This is a genomic window from Endozoicomonas sp. OPT23, from assembly GCF_009653635.1.
In the GTDB taxonomy this organism is placed as follows: Bacteria; Pseudomonadota; Gammaproteobacteria; order Pseudomonadales; family Endozoicomonadaceae; genus Endozoicomonas_A.
Genome location: NZ_PPFD01000007.1, coordinates 974 through 20,869 on the forward strand (window position 1 = coordinate 974; position 19,896 = coordinate 20,869).

14 protein-coding genes are annotated in these 19,896 nt (G+C 44.8%); 5 read left to right on the forward strand and 9 right to left on the reverse strand.

Features of this window, described 5'->3' with window-relative positions; genetic code table 11:
* From EOPP23_RS17220 to EOPP23_RS17245, 6 genes are all read right to left on the reverse strand, one after another.
* Positions 1–861 (reverse strand): hypothetical protein (locus EOPP23_RS17220; RefSeq protein ID WP_194842657.1); only part of this gene is annotated, 861 nt, incomplete at its 3' end.
* Between the two features lie 66 nt (positions 862–927).
* Positions 928–2,250, reverse strand: coding sequence for an HlyD family type I secretion periplasmic adaptor subunit (locus tag EOPP23_RS17225; protein WP_153767249.1), 1,323 nt, complete (start codon positions 2,248–2,250; stop codon positions 928–930).
* Between the two features lie 2 nt (positions 2,251–2,252).
* The gene (locus tag EOPP23_RS17230) at positions 2,253–4,355 is read right to left on the reverse strand and encodes a type I secretion system permease/ATPase (protein ID WP_153767250.1); all 2,103 of its coding nucleotides are present in this window, start codon (positions 4,353–4,355) and stop codon (positions 2,253–2,255) included.
* A 282-nt stretch (positions 4,356–4,637) separates the two neighbouring features.
* Positions 4,638–5,636 carry a TIGR01620 family protein gene (locus EOPP23_RS17235; protein WP_153767251.1) on the reverse strand — a complete coding sequence of 333 codons (999 nt, stop codon included), beginning with the start codon at positions 5,634–5,636 and terminating at the stop codon, positions 4,638–4,640.
* Entirely contained in the window at positions 5,636–7,090 is a 1,455-nt protein-coding gene (locus tag EOPP23_RS17240) for a YcjX family protein (RefSeq protein WP_153767252.1), read from the reverse strand. Before EOPP23_RS17240 ends, EOPP23_RS17235 begins: the two co-directional genes overlap by 1 nt.
* A 183-nt stretch (positions 7,091–7,273) precedes the next feature.
* Positions 7,274–8,191 (reverse strand): LysR family transcriptional regulator, encoded by a 918-nt coding sequence (locus EOPP23_RS17245; protein WP_370514803.1) that lies wholly within the window; start codon positions 8,189–8,191, stop codon positions 7,274–7,276.
* A 113-nt stretch (positions 8,192–8,304) separates the two neighbouring features.
* Between EOPP23_RS17245 and EOPP23_RS17250 the strand changes: the two genes are divergently transcribed.
* Positions 8,305–9,255, forward strand: coding sequence for an EamA family transporter (locus EOPP23_RS17250; RefSeq protein WP_194842658.1), 951 nt, complete (start codon positions 8,305–8,307; stop codon positions 9,253–9,255).
* 58 nt (positions 9,256–9,313) lie between these two features.
* Entirely contained in the window at positions 9,314–9,916 is a 603-nt protein-coding gene (locus EOPP23_RS17255) for a nitroreductase family protein (protein ID WP_153767254.1), read from the forward strand.
* Positions 9,917–10,221: 305 nt separating this feature from the next.
* Here EOPP23_RS17255 and EOPP23_RS17265 read toward each other — a convergent pair whose 3' ends face one another.
* On the reverse strand, positions 10,222–11,133 hold the full coding sequence (locus EOPP23_RS17265) for a manganese-dependent inorganic pyrophosphatase (protein WP_153767256.1): 912 nt from the start codon (positions 11,131–11,133) through the stop codon (positions 10,222–10,224).
* Positions 11,134–11,252: 119 nt separating this feature from the next.
* Positions 11,253–12,386: a succinylglutamate desuccinylase/aspartoacylase family protein gene (locus tag EOPP23_RS17270; protein ID WP_153767257.1), complete on the reverse strand. Its 1,134-nt coding sequence runs from the start codon at positions 12,384–12,386 to the stop codon at positions 11,253–11,255.
* Between the two features lie 299 nt (positions 12,387–12,685).
* Between EOPP23_RS17270 and EOPP23_RS17275 the strand changes: the two genes are divergently transcribed.
* The 3 genes from EOPP23_RS17275 to EOPP23_RS17285 all read left to right on the forward strand — a co-directional run bounded on the left by EOPP23_RS17275 (position 12,686) and on the right by EOPP23_RS17285 (position 18,644).
* Positions 12,686–14,818, forward strand: a complete 2,133-nt coding sequence (locus EOPP23_RS17275; RefSeq protein ID WP_153767258.1) for a type I secretion system permease/ATPase — start codon at positions 12,686–12,688, stop codon at positions 14,816–14,818.
* On the forward strand, positions 14,811–16,223 hold the full coding sequence (locus EOPP23_RS17280; RefSeq protein WP_153767259.1) for an HlyD family type I secretion periplasmic adaptor subunit: 1,413 nt from the start codon (positions 14,811–14,813) through the stop codon (positions 16,221–16,223). Before EOPP23_RS17275 ends, EOPP23_RS17280 begins: the two co-directional genes overlap by 8 nt.
* Positions 16,224–16,358: 135 nt before the next feature.
* Entirely contained in the window at positions 16,359–18,644 is a 2,286-nt protein-coding gene (locus EOPP23_RS17285) for a hypothetical protein (protein ID WP_153767260.1), read from the forward strand.
* Here the strand turns inward: EOPP23_RS17285 and EOPP23_RS17290 are convergent.
* On the reverse strand, positions 18,612–19,886 hold the full coding sequence (locus EOPP23_RS17290) for a hypothetical protein (RefSeq protein ID WP_153767261.1): 1,275 nt from the start codon (positions 19,884–19,886) through the stop codon (positions 18,612–18,614). The genes EOPP23_RS17285 and EOPP23_RS17290 overlap by 33 nt on opposite strands.
* Positions 19,887–19,896 lie beyond the last annotated feature (10 nt).

The window sequence follows — 19,896 nt, forward strand, 5'->3', positions numbered from 1 at the left end:
ATAGGTAACGTTATTACTGAACGACAACAAACTGTAGTCGGTTGTCTCGGCCGGATCGCCGTTGGCACCGCCGCCCAGACTGAATGGGAAGGTAGCAGAACTTCTAAATCCATTACTAAGCGTGATATTAAAAATAAAACTCTCTGAGCCTTCAATAGCCTGACTATCTGTTAAATTTACTCCGGAAATGGTTGGTACTGGGTTATTATTTAATGTCTCTGTACCGTTTTGCTCTGTGGCAGCAGAGCCTGTCAAAAATATGCTCCCACGATCATGACCTGGAGTTACATTACCTTCAGTACTTTCCTGCTCAAGCAACACAGCACTGTTAGCACCCTGATTCTGTGCTCCAGTACCTGCTGCAGGCGGACCCAGTGCAGGCTGCCCATCACCGGCTGCCGGAGGGTTGTTCTCGTTGAGCTGATTGATAGCATCGATTGCAGATTGATTATCAGCAGTAACAACATCTTCTGACTGATTCGTGTCTTCTTTCTCAGAACCCGGGCCACTGGTCAGCTGATTAATTGCATTTATGGCCTGTTCTTTTTCTGCCGCCGTAGAACCCTCATCAATAGATTCAAGGACTTGCAATAATTCACTGGGTTGCATCTCTGCAATGGTGGTAAAGCCTCTATCAATCAGCAGGTCTTTTAGACTATAGATTCGGTCACTGACGAGCGGAACAATGTCGCCATTAAAGAGCTTGATGCTGCCACTTGCCGGGGAAGTTGTCTCAACCAGGTCGCCAAGGTATAACGCATCACCTTCATTCAAAATCCGCTCTGAACCATTGTAATCTGTAGCAACAACCTTTTCTGTAAGTTGTTGAATTGTTCCGACCTGGGTCTGTTCATTAGCCATTGTGGAAAGCTCCTTTTCCCAAAATGTCCGGTTAACGACAACTTACTTCCGTCAGCCAAATTGTATTTATCTTTCGGTAAAGGCCAGTTGTTTGGCTCTTAATACCGGTTTAAGCAAATAGGCAAGCAACGTCTTCTTGCCGGTAATTATGTCAACAGTGGCTACCATTCCCGGAATAACGGGTCTAGTGTCGCCTGTTTTATCCAGATTACTCTTGTCTGTTTCCACTCTTACCAGGTAATAACTTTTACCTTCTTCATCGGTTATGGTGTCTGCACTGATATGCTGTACCTGCCCTTCAAGACCACCATAAACAGTGAAATCATAGGCAGTGAAACGGACGATGGCCTTCTGGCCCGGATGAAGAAAACCAATATCTTCGGGGCGTATTCTTGCTTCAACCTGAAGCGTGTCATTGAGAGGAACAATTTCCATCATGGACATCCCCGGTTGTACGACACCACCCCTGGTATTTACATTGATAGATTTAACAATACCTTGCACAGGTGACCTGACCTTGGTGCGATCTACCCGGTCTGAAAGCGCCCCATCAGTGGCTGATAAACCGTTTATTTTCGCCAGTGTTTCATTTAATTCGGTACGGGACTGATTGATAAAGTTCAGCTCCACTTCAGTCAGTTTGCTTTCTGATTCCCTGACCGCTGCTTTCACCCGCTTAATGGATTTTTCAGTAATGGCCTGCTCACCCAGCGTATCAAGATAACCTCGCTCTGTTCGAAGCAGCTCAGCTCTGGAAGCGGCACCACCTGCAGCCATCTGTTGTATCATCTGTAACTCTTCTTTTAACAGTCTCTTTCTATCAGCCAGCAATTTTCTTTTTGCCTGAAGCTCTTCCAACTGATTTTTATTCTGTTGCAACTGCTCCATCGCAGTACTCTGCCGACTGCCCAGCTCTTCCTGTCGGCTCAGAAAAAGCTGTTTCTCAGACTCCAGAAGCTCTGGTATTTTCTCGAACAGATGCTGCTTTCTCTCAAAGTCATCGCCACTGATTTCTGCCAGAAGACGTTGTTTTCTTGCTTCAAGCGCCAGCTTTTCAGCGCGCTGTTCAGCGAGGTTGGAAGAAAAGCGGGTATCATCCATCACAAACAGGATTTGTCCTTTTTCAACAACCACACCTTCGGCAACCTGAATCTCCGAGACAATGCCACCTTCCAGGTTCTGTATTTCCTGAATACGACTGGAAGGAACGACTTTGCCATCCCCTCTGGTGATCTCATCCATTTCACTGACAGACGACCAGAATAGAAAAACAGCCAACACTAAAAGTGTCATAAAGATCAGAGAGCGTCCACCATTGGGTAATTTTTGACTTTCTGCCGCTTTGGCATCCGTCAGGTAGCTGTTTCTGATTTCATCTCTGCCCGTCATAATCAAACTACCTCCGCAGTTTGATGCCTGGTTTGTATCGTCGCTTTTCGTCGAACCTGCTCAGATGATTGATCAACCACCAGTTTGCCCTGTTCCATAACAATCACACGATCGACGGCATCCAGAAGATTTAACTTATGAGTAACAAGAATCACTGTGGTGTTTTTGAGACCTGCCAACAGACTTCTGAATTTCAGTTCAGTCTGACTGTCCATAGAGCTGGTCGGCTCATCGAGCAACAAAACTTCAGGTTTGGATATTAATGCCCTGGCAATAGCCAGAGACTGGACCTGGCCGCCAGACAAGTGCCGCCCTGCTTCACCTACTTCAAAATCCAATCCTTGTTCGTGACAGGAAAGTATTTCAGAGAGCCCGGAGTTATTGAGGACATCAACCAGTTGGTCATCACTGATATCCGTTCTACCCATAAGAATGTTGTTTCTAATGCTACCGGAGAACACATCAATTCGTTGAGGAACATACCCTATCTTTTTTCGCACCAGTAAGGGGTCAAGCTGACGAAGATCGATACCACCTAAAGTAATACCACCTTCACTGGGTTCCCATAATCCCATCGCCAAACTTAGAAAGGTGGTTTTACCTGATCCCATTTTCCCCAAAACAGCTAATTTCTCACCCCTGTTAATTTCTACCGTTAACTCTCTGATCAGTGGCTGCGTTTCAGGGTAAGCAAAAGAGACATTATTAAACGCGATATTGGCAGACAGATTTTCCGGATTCAGGAAGTGTCTGCTTTCAGTACGTTCCTGCGGCAGCTGCAAAATAGAGCTGGTCAGGTCAATCGCCTGACGCACTCGCTGATACTGGTTCAGCAGTGAGATACTTTGAACTACCGGAGACGTGCAACGCCCCGAGATCATCATCACGGCAATCAACCCGCCCATAGAGAGCTCACCTGCACCAATCAGGTAAACACCGTAGGCAACAATGAGAATGGTCCCAGCCTGCAATACGAACATCGCAGACTGGCTGGACAACAATTGCAGATTTCGAATTTTCAGCGCAACAGCAGCCACTTTTTGATTTAACTGCTCCCAGCGATATTGATGAACATTCTCGGAATAACTGGTTTTAACTGTCGCTAAACCAGACAAGGTCTCCAAAAGAAAGGTTTGTCGCTCGTTGCCTAATGACTGACTGGTTTGAATATCTTTCTGCAAAGGGCGGTTAATAACCAGTGCCAATAAGGCAGACACCAGCATGCAAACCAGAGGGATGATCGCAAGTGCAGGCGCTATCCAGATGATAAGCCCCAGAAAGAGCATCACAAAGGGCAAGTCGATCAGGGTAAGAATGGTCGCTGAATTAATAAAATTTCTGATGTTATCAAACTCAGCCAGGTTGTTCATAAAGCTGCCGGTATTACCCGGCCGAGCCGCCAGCTTTAAGCCCAAAACCTTTTCCATCAAGGTAGCAGACAACTGTTGGTCTACCTTTTTACCCGCAAGATCAACCAGCCTGGCCCTGATCAGTTTAATGACAAAATCGAACAGATATGCCAACAGTACTCCCGTTGCTAAAACCCAAAGTGTTTCATACGCCTGATTGGGCACAACACGGTCGTATACATTCATAACGAACAGTGGTGAGGCCAGTGCAAAAAGGTTAACCAGTAAACTGGCAACCAATACATCACGGTAGGTTTTCCAGAAAGGCTTCAATGACGCAAGTAGCCAACCATTTCTGGAAGATACTGGTACAGATTCAGCAATAGAAGTGCTAATCCAGTAGCCTGTATATTCAGCTTCAATGTCTTTGATAGAAAAGGCTTTTCTCTGGCCAGTATGATCACCTAACTGGATTTGATCGTCAGCAATTTGATAAACGATGCAGGCGCAGTCATTCTCGAGTAGAAGAACAACTGGCAAGTCGTCACTCTCGAGCAGTGTGAGCTTTGATTGTTTTATTTCAGCGGTGATGTTGGCTCTATGGCAGGCTCTGACAAAATAGGACGGCAGCAGATCGCTGCCCTGAACAGGCAAGCCACTGGTCAGGGTCTGAAAATCACCCTGAAAATTAAAGTAACTGGTCAGCTGCTGCAGACATTCCAGCAGGGAGTACTGACTGAATTCTTTACTGATCATGGTTCGCGCAATCCTTGCACATCAAGAGCACAACACAGGGCTGCACTAAAATACCACGGAGACTGATACACTTTTACTGCATCGCTGAAGGTCAAGATTATTCAGCTCATCTCCAAACCACTTAGCCTTTTTCTACCTTAAAATACGACTTTTTTGTGATTCCATTCACAGTTTGCCAGTAAAATTTCCAATAAGAAAGTACTTGTATAATGAAGTTGCTTGAATTTCGGTATTAAAAGGCACCAGTCAATTCTGATTACTTGCTGAGCAACAATCCAGGCATCAATCTCTTTTTCTTTGCCCTATTCCGATTTTTTTGAACGCGCTCAATATCTGACCAAGCTCTGAACTGACTTTGGGTCGCTGATCCGGAGCAAAATGAATTGGTCGGCATACATCCATAGCTTTGTATCCAATGCGGGCGGTATAGAGCCCTGCTCCCACTCCCTGTGCCAGTTTCGTACTCAGCTTTCCTAATAGTTCATTGGTTGATAAGTCGACAAGGTGGTCCGATATAAGTTCGCTGGCGCCTGAAAAAGCGATCAAATGCAGCACCTCTTTCATCAACTGCCATCGCCCCAGCAGTGAGGGTCGTACACCATAGATCTGACTGACCTCATCAAGCATTTTGGCACTGCGCCAGAGAGCCAGCAGCATATCAATAAGAATAAGAGGGCTGACAGCCACCATTAATGCGGTTTGTTCGCTATGTTTGGCAATGCATCGTACCGCAGCCTTATCCAATTCGGCTAAAAATGATGTTGAGAGATATTCCACTGCTTCAGCATCATTATTGTAATCCGGCATTTTCTCCAGGCTGCTCTGCAACATGGCTGCCTGTGGTTTGCCGTCGTAAAGCTCTTTCAATAATTTCAAATAGGTTGCAAACTGCCCGTAGCTTTTTTCACCAACCAGCCTGTCTGACCGGTGTTGTAAATCTGATACCAATACCAGGTCACGCTTGTTTCTACCAAGCTGACGCACAACACTGATTAATAAAATAAGACCTGCAACACCCAGCATTCCAAACGCTGCAGCAAAACCCCAATGCCAGCCTAATAGCTCCTGAAAAGTTTGATAAAACTCCAGACCTCCAATAAATAACAACCAGACAATAATCGTAATGATTAAAGGCTTTAGAAACCTTAGCCTTCCTGGCTTTAATGAAAAGGTACTTTGAGCTTCACTGGATAGATCACCACTGTCTGAAACCAGTGTCTGAGGTTGCTGGAGAGAAACGGTTTCATCCAGTCGTTCAAAATATTGGTCATGTTCTTTCATTAGCACTTATCTCCGATCAACTCCCGAATAACGACATCCAGACGAATATGCGGTAAAGCGCCTCCGTCAGTTAGTTGGAGGTTGGCAGGGGGAAGCAGTTTTCTCAGGCGCCAGCTCTGAAAACGCTGCCAGCCCTGATCATCCGGTAATGTGGAAGGAATATCCGGATGCGCCATAAGCCCGGGTACAGATTCATCATCGTTGATAAACAATCCCTGCAACATGGCTCTGTCGTTTTTTTGATAAATCGTCGTCGCCCTTACCGACGCAGTAGCTTCACACTGCACATCAACCTGCTCAAACGTCGCTTTACGGTAAGCGCTCTGGACGATAGCGGCCGTAAGTGCCCTGACATTCTCATGTTGTTCTGGCAGAACCTGATCAATCTTACTGGCAACAAACAGTACTTTTTCAATACGTGGACTGAACAGACGGGACAACAGGCTATTCTGACCGAACTGAAAACTGTCCAGCACACGGGTTAATGCCAGCTGCATATCTTCCATTGAATATTTGCCGACATTCAGGGCTTTCAATACATCAACCAGTACCACTTGCCGATCAATACCGCTGAAATGCTCTTTATAAAAAGGTTCTACCTGCTCATTAAGATATTGGTTATAGGCCTTTTCGAGTACTTTTATATAACTGTTGTCATCAGCGTTTTTCCAGTCTTCAGGATTCAGCTGCTTAAGCTTTGGAGTCAGTAAGGGTAAAAACACAGGCGGCTTACTATCACCTGACAAAAGAAAACGACCCGGTTGCACCAGACTGAGTCCGGTATCAGGGTGAGAGCATTGCTGCAGGAAAGTAATAAAGCGCTGATGGAGCGATTCAATCAGATCCATATCTGCAATGGCGAAGGGATCCAGTTCAGCCAGTTCAATGAACAAATCACCCAATAATTCCCGTCTTGGTGACTCTCGGTACAAGCTTTGACAGTCCAGGCACCACTGCTGAAAATTCATGCCCAGCAGTGGTAAATCCAGCAACCACTCTCCGGGGTAGTCACGAATTTCCACAAACAGCCTTTCAACTTTACGTGCAGAAAACCCGAAGTGTGTTTTTCTGGGTTTAAGCCTTAGCTCCAGTAAACAGGACGACAGGTTTCTGGTAGATTCAGGCCATTGCTGAACCCCACCCGATAAAGCTTTCTGCGCTTTCGTAAATGGGAAATCCTTCTGCCCGGCTCCATTCATTGAATGCACCTCAACACCCAGTAATCGCCCCTGCAAAGCCGGCGAAAACGCCGGAAGGGTTGCTTCAGGAAAGTGTCGAAGCTGGTGAATCAGGCTGGTAATAAAGGTTGATTTGCCGCTTCCACTGAAACCGGTAACACCAAGACAAACTCGTCGATCGAGCAGTCGATCATAACCCTTATCAAAGGTTTCAGCGGTGGATCGTGCTACAGATTGCAGACTCGCTTTGAGTCTGGATTGAAGCTTCTCTGCCATAGGTTACTTACCGGGAGCACTAAGAGGCTGTTTGAAAAGTATCTGTCCTACTGCGGTCACAGTAACTGGAGGATACTTATCAAACAGCCTCTAACAATGATTTAGCACTCTATAGTATCTTTGTGTGAACAGTACGAAAACCACGGCAGTAAAATTCTGAAATAAAATGCCTCGTACAGAGCTTCAGGTCATTACCCCTTCATCCCAATATGGCTGATCTTTACCAATCTTCTCTATCAGGTACTCGATAAAAACCCTCACCTTAGCTGGCAGATAACGTCTTTCAGGATACACCGCATACATCACCTGCTCAGGCATGCAGTATTCAGGTAACACCTGTATCAACTCACCCGACTTAAGGTACTGACTGGCAACAAATGTGGGAAGACGCCCTATTCCACTGTGTCTGAGCATAGTTTCCACCAGTGCTTCACTGTTATTGACCAGAAAACGTCCGGCAGGCTGAATGTGACTGACACTTTCGCCCTTCTGCAAAGCCCACTCAATGCCTCTATGATAATAGACATAGTGCAGGCAGTTATGTTGATACAAGTCATCCGGTTTTTCAGGCGTACCAAATTCGGTCAGATAGTCAGGCGACGCAGCCAGTATGTTATGAATGGGGGCCAGTCGCCGTGCAACCATTGACGAATCTGGCAGGTCGCCACCGCGAATGGCAAGATCGAACCCTTCCCCGACCATATCAATAACACGGTCTTCCATCATCATTTGGACGGTAATACCTGGGTGCTTTTTCATGAACTCAGACATTAATGGAGCAATATGAAGGCGGCCAAATGATGTGGAGGTAGCCAGTTTTAAAATGCCTGAAGGTTCAGTCTGCAACTCGGTCACTGAATCTTCTGCAGCCTGTGCTGCAGCCACTACTTCAAGAGCCACGGAAAAATACCGTTCACCTGCCTCTGTTAAGCTGATTTTTCGAGTCGTTCGATGAAGCAGCCTCGCCCCCAGATACTCTTCAAGTTGGGTAACACGCTTACTTACTGCTGAAGTAGAGACCTTCAGTTTGCGAGCTGCGGCCGCAAAACCATTACATTCCACCACTTCCACAAAAACAGCCAGACCACTGAGCTGACTCACGGCATTATTTCCTTTTTGTTAACAGTTATTTTCCATTTTGCCCAATTATCAACTTGAAGGAAATGACATACAGTTTTTATAGAACAGTGATCACCAAACGGACACACCATGATATGAACAATATTCTAAAACTATGGGGACTTGGTCTTACTCTGGCAGTGATAGTCAGTCTCTCAAAGGCTTTGACCACATCCGGTTTTCATCCAATGCATATTGCCCTACTCCAGGCCGCAGGCAGTGTCTTTGTGCTGGGTGCATTTGGCCTGCCAAACATAAAGACAACAACCCGTCAGCATTGGCGATTCTTTGCTATCGCATCGTTGCTTGGCTTTACCCTGCCACAAATGATTGTATTTTCTGCTGCTGAAAAGCTGGGTGTAGGCATCGCATCATTAACTTACGCTTTGCCCTTATTAATCACATGGTTGCTTTCACTGGCCTTTAAACTCGAGACATTTAGGTTCAAACATCTTTTTGTACTCTTAGCTGCAGTGTCTGGCACAGCTCTGTACCTGTATCAAGCCGACCTCTTCATTAACACTGCATTGCATACATCAGAGACAGGTTTCTGGCTGTTCATTCTTGCACTCGTTCCTGTCTCTCTTGGAGTAGCGAATATTTACAGAGTGCAATTTTGGCCCGCCAGGCAACCAACTTTGCACGTTGCCATAATGACAAATCTGTTCTCGGCCATGAGCTATATCGTTTTCATGCCCGTTCTAGGTGATCAAACATTACCTTCAAGCGAAATAATGCTGAGTGCCAGTAGTCTCGGATTGATACTTCTGGTTGTTATCCTCGGTGGCATCAATCAGTTACTTCTATTTTCTCTGCATCGAACCGCCGCACCGGTATTTATCAGCCAGATCGGCAGTGTAACAACCCTGTGTGGTGGTTTACTTGGCTTTATTGTTTATCAGGAAATGTACACCGCCCAAACACTGATAGCTTCTTTAATCATTCTGATCAGTGTGACTGTATTCAGTCGTATGAAAATGGCTGAAAAGTCGTCACAGCCAAAACAGCAAAGACTTAATTTAACCGCTGCATCCTGCAGTAAATAGCGCTCATTTACATAAAACCACCCACTCTAATAATTTCACTACTAGAAAGGAAAACCAAATGGACGTATTTACAGCCATTGAAACTCGACGCGCCGTTAAGCATTTTGAACCTGGCGAGAACATGACGAACGAGGAGATAAACAAACTCCTGTCCGCAACCATACTTTCTCCAACGTCGTACAACATACAGCACTGGCGATTTGTGCGTATTTCGGACTCACTATTACGTGAACAGATAAAAGAAGCAGCCTGGGGGCAATCGCAGGTAACAGATGCCGCTGAATTAATAGTACTGTGTGCTGATACCGATGCCTGGCAAACCAACCCTGAACGCTATTTCTCCGAGACCGATGAACAAACACGTACCACACTGCTGGACATGCTCGACAGTTTCTATCGTGATAATAAACAGCGCCAGTATGATGAGACTCTAAGATCCTGTGGCATTGCTGCCCAGAGCTTAATGCTAGCCGCTAAAGCCATGGGTTATGACACCTGTCCAATGATAGGGTTTGATCAGGAAAAAGTTGGCCAGCTTATTCAACTGCCTGATGGTCATATCATCTCGATGATGATTACCATTGGAAAAGCCAGACAACCTGCACACCCGCGGAGCGGTCAGCTGCCATTAGCTGAAGTGTTCATTGAGGATCGATTTTAAAACTGATTTCAAAGTACCTGGAGACACTGTTAAATCGGTGCATTTAAACCAGCAAGTGTGCAGAAACTCGTAATCGAATATTAGATTGTCATTTCCCCGCCTCAGCCCGGGAAATGACATACGAATTCAAATGTCAGGGTACTTACATTACTCATAATGTGTTGCCTGAGTCCTTATTAGTAACAGCTAATCGAATGCTGGAAAATGTGAAATACGGATAAGATCAAGAAGAGAGTCAGGCAGAACTTCTACAGCTTGCTCTGACAGTGTTCTTACTACCAGAGCAGGCTGTATTCGAACAACTATCAGCCAGCTAAAACAGTCTGCAACCAGGGCCATGCCTGCTTCTTACGGCTCAGAGTGTCTGCCATTACCAGCATACTGTCTTCTGAGGCGTGTTCAGCCAGGCGTACTTCCCACTCGCCCTGAAACAACAACTGAGTCGTTGATGTCGATATATTGGTAACCATCAGAGCAGCCAGTTTCAGGCCATCCTTTTCACAGCGAACCTTAAGTTCTTGCTGTAAGTCAGCCATTTTATCATCGGTCTGTTCAAAGCTGGCTATTTCGATTTGCCCAACAACTACTGATTCACCTTCAAATGGGTATTTTTTCAAATCTCGATCGATCAGACTCTCGATACTGAGGCCGTTCAAGTTGGTTTTTACCCGCATCAATTGATCGCAGAATGCTTCGAGATTAATACCCGCTATGTCAGCCAGGTCAGCAGCAGCATCAATATCTTTTTGAGTACAGGTAGGCGAGCGAAAAGCAACGGTATCACTGCAAATTGCACCCAGCATTAGAACAGCCTGGGGGCGAGAAATCTCTACGCTCTCCAATTTGTGCAGATTATAAAGGATGGTGCAAGAGCAACCCACAGGCCAAATCCAGGCTTCCAATGGGTTCGCAGTGGTAATATCTCCCAATCGATGATGGTCAACAATACCTACTATTTCTGCATCTTCTATACCGGCGGGAGCCTGAGACAAATCAGTAAAATCGACCAGCCATACTTTCTGGCCTGCTACAGTGTCGTAGATTGCTGGTGCCTGAACACCAGCCTGCTCAAGAATAAAAGCAGTTTCGCCTGTCACTTCACCCTGGGCTAAAGCAACCGTTTCTTCACCACGGGCATTTTTCAACCACTCAGCAGCAACCAGAGCAGAGCAGATACTGTCGGAATCGGGGTTTGTATGACCAATAACCTGAATCATTGTGTCCTCTTATACAACGCAGAAGGAATAATCCTTTAGGTTACAATACCTTGGTACTGTATCGAATCAGAACAAACCGACTAATTGGGCACCCTGGTAAACATTAAGAGAAATAAAACTTACAACGCCAGCAGCCCATCACCATAAATATTTTCAAGAATGCTGTCTCCCGCGATTTTGGCGATACGATCACCATGAGAAACCAGAGCATCACGCTGCCGGGAAAATAACAAGCCTGAGCTTCGGGCAACAACTGGCAGTCGACCTAAAGAAGGATCATCAGCATCAAGATCCACTATATGTGCAATCGTCTCATCTTTGGTAACAGAGTCACCCAACTCTTTTTCCCAAACAACGATTCCAGAAGCAGGACTACGAACACTATCAACAGCAGCCAGATTACTTTGATGAATTTTCACCTCAGGTGCTTCAGAAGTAACTCCGTCAATAACACCTCGACGACTCAGGAATCGAACAATTCCCAAAGCATCGGATATAGCCAAAGAGTCACTGACATCCGACTGACCACGAAGCTCAAGCGTCACAGAGTGGCACCCTGATGGGATTCCAGATTTTTCGACCGCCAGCCATGGTTTGATTTGAGCCGAATCAAAAGGGTCTCCCTCTGGCATATCTTCAATCAGTAAAACCGGGCATGCCATGTCATAAGCCAACTCAAGACTTTCTGACAGCTGCTTTTTATTACAGTAAATATGAGGTAATGCTTCCGAATCACAATGAACATCCAGAACAATATCTGAATCAATCGATTCCGAGAGTAAAACAGCCTTGAGTTCGTCAAGCGGTGTCATTTTTGGCAGCAAATTTGCACCGGTTTTCAGCGCCTTTTTGATGGACGCCTGTTTCTGCTTTATAGAGGCTTCCGGTTTGATATTCATGACAGCTTCTTCAGCCATTACACTCAGGTCAGGCCAGTTCCGGTTATAATTACCTTGACCACTGAATGAGTGCCTTCCAAGAACAACACCGTTTACCCGCTGATCCATACCAATAGGGTTTGCATAAGGTACAAGGACAATCTCACCCTTTATTCCATCGTTTTGTTCGACTTTTTTCAGAACGCCGATCAGGTGCTGTAATGTCAGCAAGCCAGGCCATTCATCAGCATGAAGAGCTGCCTGAATATAAACCTTGAGACCAACTCCCTGCTGACCAAATCGATGAATTTTTAAATGCCTTTCAGTACCTGGTGTAGGTGATAGAAGAGGTATTTTTGAAACCGTATGAGTCATTATCTATCCCATAAAATCAAATGGCGAAAAAAGAAACAAACGACATTAGCACGATTGTGATGTTTTTCATTCCGATAGCCATCACTCTTTAATGCATCACTAACGCATCACTGCTGAATCATGAACGCCTCTGGTTCCGTGCTTCCAAAACTCTACGTATGGTTGCTTTTATATCAGTGACTATCAACTCCACACAACCATCCCTGAAATAAACATATAAATGTGAATTGATTAGTTCTCTCCCATAGCTATGCTTTTTCACACAAGGCATGTTAAACACGGCGGTCAAAAATACAAATATGGGTTCTAATTCTCCAGACAGTGGTCTCTATTGTTTTATTTTGATGCTTCAATACCTTCAACAAACAGCTGACCCTGAGGCCTTATGGCATGAGTTTTCAACCAAGGAAGGTCGCTTTGATTCGACAGCTATTCTCAGAGCAGCAAAAAAACTGAAAGTTAAAGCCAGAAAAATAAATATAACTCCAGATCGAATTGAGTACTTCGACTTTCCCTGTATCGCCATTAGCAACGATGGTGAATTTTTTATTATTGCAGCGATTCAAGACCAAAAAGTATTGATTCAAAAAACCGATAAAACACCTGAAAAAGTAACAGAGGAGGAGCTGTGGCAGCAATGGTCTGGCGAAGTTATTTTATTAACCCACCGCTCAATTCTGGCAGGCAGTAAAAGGAAGTTTGATCTCAGCTGGTTTCTACCCGTACTGGTCAAGTACCGTAAGGTGATTCGAGAGATTCTTCTTGCATCTCTGGCACTACAGATATTCGCCCTTTTCACTCCTATTATCTTTCAGGTCGTCATGGACAAAGTACTTGTTCACCACGCTCTGAAAACACTGGATGTGCTCGCCGTCGGGCTGCTGATACTGATCATTTTTGAAATCACTCTGGAAGGTCTGCGCTCCTATCTGTTTGCACACACTACCAGCAAAATGGATATCGAGCTTGGCTGCAACCTGTTTGACCACCTCCTTAAATTACCTCTGGCTTTTTTTCAGAGCCGACCTGTTGGCCAGATTGTTCAACGCGTTCGTGAACTTGAAAATATCAGAGCATTTCTAACAGGTAATACCTTAACCGTTCTTCTGGATATCCTCTTCAGCTTTGTCTTCTTCGGAGTTATGTATCTTTATTCTCCAAAACTAACCTTAATTGTTCTCGCCTCCATTCCTTTCTATATCCTGATTTCCGTTCTGGTCACTCCGGAAATTCGTCGCCGTACAGAAGAACGTTTTCAGCGAGGTGCCGCCACACAGTCGTTCCTTACCGAGTCTCTTACCGGCATGGAAACAGTGAAAGCAATGGCGGTGGAACCCAAGATCAGGCAACGCTGGGAAGAGCAGTTATCCGCTTATGTTAAAGCGACATACCGCAGTAGCATTCTGGGAATCTATGGCGGCCAGTCAGTACAGCTGGTCAGTAAAGTCGTTACCATGCTGTTGATGTGGCAAGGAGCCCTTCAGGTGATTGATGGCAATATGACGGTCGGTGAGCTGATAGCCTTTAATATGTTTTCCGGTCAGGTCGCGGCACCTATTTTAAGACTTGCTCAACTCTGGCAGGAATTTCTTCAGTTCCGTGTTTCTATGGAACGGCTCGGTGACCTCTTAAATACCCAGACTGAACCTCTACAGGGAATGAACCGCCCTTCTCTGCCTAAGCTTCGCGGGGAGATAGAGTTTCGACAAGTTATTTTTCGTTACGAGCCCGGTCGGCCAGAAGCACTTCGAAACCTCAACCTGATGATCCCTGCGGGCCAGTCTTTAGGCGTCGCCGGTTTGTCAGGTTCGGGTAAGTCAACACTGATGAAACTTATCCAGAGGCTTTATATACCTGAGCAGGGACGAGTATATATTGACGGTAATGACCTGACACTGCTCGACCCTGCCTGGCTGAGGCGACAGATCGGTGTGGTTATGCAGGAAAATATTCTGTTTAACCGTACCGTTCACGATAACATAGCACTGGCTAACCCTTCTGCCTCCATGAACCGCGTTATTGAAGCCGCAACGCTGGCCGGTGCCCATGAGTTTATTCTCGAATTACCTCATGGTTATAACACTGAGCTTGGAGAGCGGGGTATTGGTCTGTCAGGTGGGCAGTGTCAGCGGATTGCCATCGCCAGAGCCATTTTAACCAACCCTGCGATACTGATCTTTGATGAAGCAACCTCTGCACTGGACTACGAGTCAGAACGAATCATCCAGCAGAATATGAAGAAAATCTGCGCTGGACGCACCGTTATTATTATCGCTCATCGGCTTTCTGCAATAAGAGATTGCGACACCATTGCCGTTATGGATAAAGGCATGATTATTGAACAGGGAAGTCACAATGAGTTGATTACAACAGACGGTCGATACGCATCGCTCTGGAAACTTCAGGCCAGAGGAGATACCAGCCATGCTTGATCGTATCAGCAAAGTACGAGATATCTGTCGCGCTGTTCTTAATAAAGAGAAAGCAGAGCCTCTGCTTAAACGACGAAAAAACGAACTTGAGTTTCTTCCAGCCAGCATCGAGATAATGGAGAGCCCTCCTTCACCAGTTGCACGAACGATGGCACTTATTCTTGTTGCGATTGTCCCCATCGTTCTGCTCTGGGCATGGCTCAGCCTTGTTGAAACAGAAGCCATTGCTGAAGGGGTTGTTATACCGGAAGGGAAAGTTAAAACCATACAGGCACTGGAAATTGGTAAGGTAAAAGCGATTCATGTACGTGATGGGCAAAGAGTCAAAGCCGGCGATCTGCTGCTGACTATTGATCCAACAGCTACAGAAGTAGACGTTCGGCAGGTAGAGGAAGAACTGGCAACAGCAAGACAGAACAGCAACCGGCTGGAGTTGCTGTTAACGGCACTGGAAGGTCAGCATAAACCGGGCTATAGCTTGCTTGAGAGTACATTTAAAGACACTAAAGTCAGTACAATCAGACGACAGAATCATATTCTCCAGCACGAGTATCAACACTATCAACAGGCAATGGAACAGTTAAAGCAGACCAGACTGCAGAGACGGGCAAATATTGAAGCCGTCAAAGGTACAATAACAAAACTCAATAAAGTGGAATCTATTCATACTGATATGGAGCAGTCGGTTCATCAGTTATATCAAAAAGGCCATGCATCAAAAATTGAATGGTTGAAAGCTAAAGAACAACGAATAGAGACGGAACAACAATTAATCATTGAGCAGGAAAAACTGAAAGAAACCATGGCCAGTCTTGCTGCAGCAAACAGTGACTTAAACAGCTTCAGGGAAAATTTTTTTAAAGAACATAGAAAAGAGCTGAAGGAGGAAGTTCAAAAGGCGGAAGTGGCGGAACTTATTTTACGTAAAGCGAAGGAACGTGATCAGAACTTTTATTTGCGTGCGCCTGTTTCAGGCACTGTTCAACAGCTGATCATAACAACCATCGGCGGTGTTGTGGAACCGGCACAGGCGTTACTGAAAATTGTGCCTGAAGACAGCGTACTTGAAGTTGAAGCAAGTGTGCTTAACAAGGATATTGGTTTCATACAGGTTGGACAGAAAGTTGATATTAAAGTAGAAAGCTTTCCCTATACGTATTTTGGGCAACTGGAAGGGGCAGTAGTTTCAGTATCGAAAGATGCTGCCGTAGGTGAAAATGGTCAATTGACTTATCCTATTCGAGTCAGCCTGAAAGAAAACCAACTCAGTGTTCATGGCCAGAAGAAATCAATTCAGGCAGGGATGACTGTTTCTGCTGAAATCAATATTGGAAATCGATCTGTTCTGGATTTTTTTCTTTCTCCACTACGAAAATATAAAGATGAATCACTTAATGATAGATAAACGACAGTTACATCATTAAAGATGGTGCCGTATTATTTTTAAATAAGTTAAATAAATAGAGCCATATATTTAAAGCTGCACAAATCAATTCAGCGACTAAACTAATTCAACAACCAACATAAACAATCAAACTAAATGTCATATTTTGATTTAGCTCGTTTATCATTCAATCGTCATAAAACAAAAAACATGAAACAAATGACGACAACTGCATTCTGCATTCTTCTTAATGCACCATTAATTTATGCTGATACTTTTTCAACCCACCCTGACTTACTTTCTTATCAGTTTCGCTTCACTTCAACCAAGCAACTCAACCCTACCATAAGAGCCTGGCTTAGCGAAGCAGCTCATATCGAGAGAACCGCCGAAGGTGATCTTGTTATTTCCAGTCCTATAATGTCCGGTGTTATCGTACTGGGAACCAACACAAGTTCAACTTTTATAAAACAACTGATATCTGATCAGACACCGGGAATAGCCAGTCTTCAGGGCGCTGCAGGCATAGCAGCATCAGTCAATGACCTGGCTATTACTGCAAGAGCAAACAACTCGCTGATCATATGTAATATTGCTAACGATGATTATTGCAGCACCAGTCAGGTCTACCCTGCTTCAACCAACAACTTTCAATTCAATGCCCCCAACAGTGTCGCTATTGGTCACTTTAATCAGGGGATGATGGTTATGAATGCACTTGACCACCAAATTTATTATTTTCAAAAAAGTACCGGGTTCTGGCATTTCAAACAACGTATTGAAGACTTTTCTGAGAACAGTTACGACCACGTGTCAGGTCCAGGTGTTGACTCAAGGGTTATCCTTACAAAACAGGAACCCCGCTGTTTTTTTGCATCGGATTATCTCAATAATGCCGTTGTATCAGGTCATTATGATCAAGCTTCCAGCGCCCTGCTTTTGGATTCTTCATTTACATCAAACACGGATGGCTATGAAAGACTAAGAGGCCCTGCACAAATTACGATTGATTCAGATAATCAGTATCTTATTGTTCCAGGGCAACGGGGAAGCGCTGTATTTATATTTTCCGTAACTGAACAGTGTGCTTTGAATCTTGAACAGGTGCTGGCTGATAGTACTATAGACGGCGTAGAGATTTATAACGGTCTCAATGATGCTGTCATCAATAAAGACCCTACTGATGAATCACTGTATGTTTTTCTTACCAGTGCCGTAAGCGACAGCATTACTATTCTTATCAAACGGACAGGGTTTCCCTGGAAATTACAACAATACCTTGATAAGAAGATGCTGGGATTCCCCGAAAACTTTATTGGTCTGGTCAGCCATGCTGATATGTCTGAAGGTGGTGAAAGCATCACAGCCGTTGCATCCAGCAGCGAAGACCTTGTTGTTGTCTCTCATTTTTCCTTTCCTCAATTTTCCGCCCCCATGTACATTTTTTCTCCAGAGGGGCTCGAATCTGGTCAGGGTCAACAAGTCGTCGGTAAGCTTGATATCAGTAATCCGGAATCAAGCCAGCCATTAATCATATTGCTTTCTATGGACGAAAATCACCCTTTCCAAATAGCTGGCAATAATATTGAAGTCTCACAAGACGCTTTTGAAAAAATAAATACAACATCAAACTGGAATTTTACGGTAACAGCAACCAATCAACAGAACCTGTCTAGCACTGTTCCTATCACAGTCGAAATTTTTGTGGACACACCTTCCTCAAACGACAATCAATACCTTTATGCACTTACAGTACTTGTTATTCCAGCAGCTATTCTGGGAGGTCTTGGTATTATCGCACTTAAAAATATATATTCAGATAAGACAGATTCAAAAAATCTGCAACAACTTTCTACTGATAGCGATGGAGCTCATCAGGGGTCAACTGAGTTGCAAGCCGTAGTAGTAATACCGCCGACAGGTTCTGATGATTGCTGTACAGAAATTAGGGAAACAACGATAGGTGACAACAACTCGCAAGAAAATCAGAATAGCGCAACAGAAACGCCCCCCGAAGCTGTCATAGCCGAAGATCAGTTAGCTGAAAGTCCTCAGACGCCAGAACAAGCGAATTCTAGAGTAAAATATCGCACTCCACGTAAGGAAGTTACCGATGAAATAGTCGAAAACGATACTGACGAAAGCACCGATGAAGAAGTTGAAATGGATTCAACCGGTGAGGTAGAACAGGTGTTTGCTGAGGCGAATCAAGCCTCACCGATTGCTCAAGAACCATCGCAATCACCTCCATTAAATAGAAATAGCAGAGCACGACATTCTCTACAGCAAAGACTTAGTAACAGTGCCATTAAGCCTGAAGTCGATCGCCTCCAAGAGGCCATCGCCATAGAAGAACAAATTAGAGAAATCTTTATCCCTAAACCTAGAACAAGAGCTTACTCTGAACCTTCACAGAAAAAGAGAAAGCCCAATCATCAATAGAACAGGTGTCCAGATCATAGGTCTACCTTCAGCTGAGTGAGTTGTGTCAACCGTAGCGATAGGCACTTCAGTCAATGCCTGTTGAACAGAAGACACTATAGCCAGCGCATTAGACTGTTTGCTTACCATAAACAGGGACTCTGTCTGATTATTCAGACATAGATCCGATACATCAGAAAGTACATCATTTTCGTTATTACTACTCCAGGAAGCGGTATGCTGCAAAAGTCCCTGGGCGGATATAGAAAAATGACTCAAGCCATTATCCACTTTCACACTCAACTGTCCGTTTAATAGCCAGATATCTTTTGGGTTTTCAAACGGCTTAATTGTTAGTGTCGGAAAAAAAAGTTCTGAATCTGTCACTGCTTCTGAAACAACGCCATATCGAGGTACCATTCCACTCTGAGAGACCTCCAGAATCAGCAAGCCACGGGTTAACGTTACATAGAGGTAGTTTTGGGGTGGGGCAAAAACCATGCCTTTGGGTTGTTGTATCAACTCATTAGACTGACTGGTGTAGGAGTGAGCGAGCCGCCACTGGTGTGTACTGATACTGTTTTTAAACGTTACAAGGGCATTACCCCTGGTACCTGATACCACCAGTAATTGATTATTCGGATGAAAAGCTGAACGACTGGCCCCCATTAACCCTGCAGCGTCGTCGGTATCATATATTTTTTGCAGCATCAATGTTGAGTCTGTTTTATTAAAGCTGAACAGCATGACGTAACTTCCGGATTCAGACGTGACGGCAATGTTCAATCCATCATCTGATACAGAAAAATGGCTAAAACTGCCAAACTGACTCTCTTCTCTTTTATAAGTCGATACCCCGCCCCACTGGCCTTGTTCACTTTTTGTTTCCACCTTTATAGAGTCAGGACTGAGAAGGTATCGATAGACACCACTCTTACCCTGAACAACCTTATAGCCTTCTGACCACAGAGATACAGAGCTGTGGGTCCATGGCTGAGTTAATCGGGTTTGATTGAGCGCGACATCCACCAGGTGGCCGCCTAACGTATAAACAGTGCTACTGTTCTCCTGACAAGTGACAGATGCTGGCTGATTGATATCCACCAGTTCACCATTGATTCCTGATACGACAGAGCCCTCCAATGTTCTGAATTCAAGCTGATCCAGAGTGTGCTGAAAAAGAATGTCGGTTTCTCCAGCTGCAATGGGAGATAGAAAAACCAGCACACCCGAAATAAACGTCGCTGTTTTTATACTGCTCATGAGAACCACC

Excerpts from the sequence above, each read along its gene's own strand:
- EOPP23_RS17225 (WP_153767249.1), bottom strand. The coding sequence starts at position 2,250 with ATGACGGGCAGAGATGAAATCAGAAACAGCTACCTGACGGATGCCAAA.
- EOPP23_RS17230 (WP_153767250.1), bottom strand. The coding sequence starts at position 4,355 with ATGATCAGTAAAGAATTCAGTCAGTACTCCCTGCTGGAATGTCTGCAG.
- EOPP23_RS17235 (WP_153767251.1), bottom strand. The coding sequence starts at position 5,636 with ATGAAAGAACATGACCAATATTTTGAACGACTGGATGAAACCGTTTCT.
- EOPP23_RS17240 (WP_153767252.1), bottom strand. The coding sequence starts at position 7,090 with ATGGCAGAGAAGCTTCAATCCAGACTCAAAGCGAGTCTGCAATCTGTA.
- EOPP23_RS17250 (WP_194842658.1), top strand. The coding sequence starts at position 8,305 with ATGAACAATATTCTAAAACTATGGGGACTTGGTCTTACTCTGGCAGTG.
- EOPP23_RS17255 (WP_153767254.1), top strand. The coding sequence starts at position 9,314 with ATGGACGTATTTACAGCCATTGAAACTCGACGCGCCGTTAAGCATTTT.
- EOPP23_RS17265 (WP_153767256.1), bottom strand. The coding sequence starts at position 11,133 with ATGATTCAGGTTATTGGTCATACAAACCCCGATTCCGACAGTATCTGC.
- EOPP23_RS17270 (WP_153767257.1), bottom strand. The coding sequence starts at position 12,386 with ATGACTCATACGGTTTCAAAAATACCTCTTCTATCACCTACACCAGGT.
- EOPP23_RS17275 (WP_153767258.1), top strand. The coding sequence starts at position 12,686 with ATGGGTTCTAATTCTCCAGACAGTGGTCTCTATTGTTTTATTTTGATG.
- EOPP23_RS17280 (WP_153767259.1), top strand. The coding sequence starts at position 14,811 with ATGCTTGATCGTATCAGCAAAGTACGAGATATCTGTCGCGCTGTTCTT.
- EOPP23_RS17285 (WP_153767260.1), top strand. The coding sequence starts at position 16,359 with ATGTCATATTTTGATTTAGCTCGTTTATCATTCAATCGTCATAAAACA.
- EOPP23_RS17290 (WP_153767261.1), bottom strand. The coding sequence starts at position 19,886 with ATGAGCAGTATAAAAACAGCGACGTTTATTTCGGGTGTGCTGGTTTTT.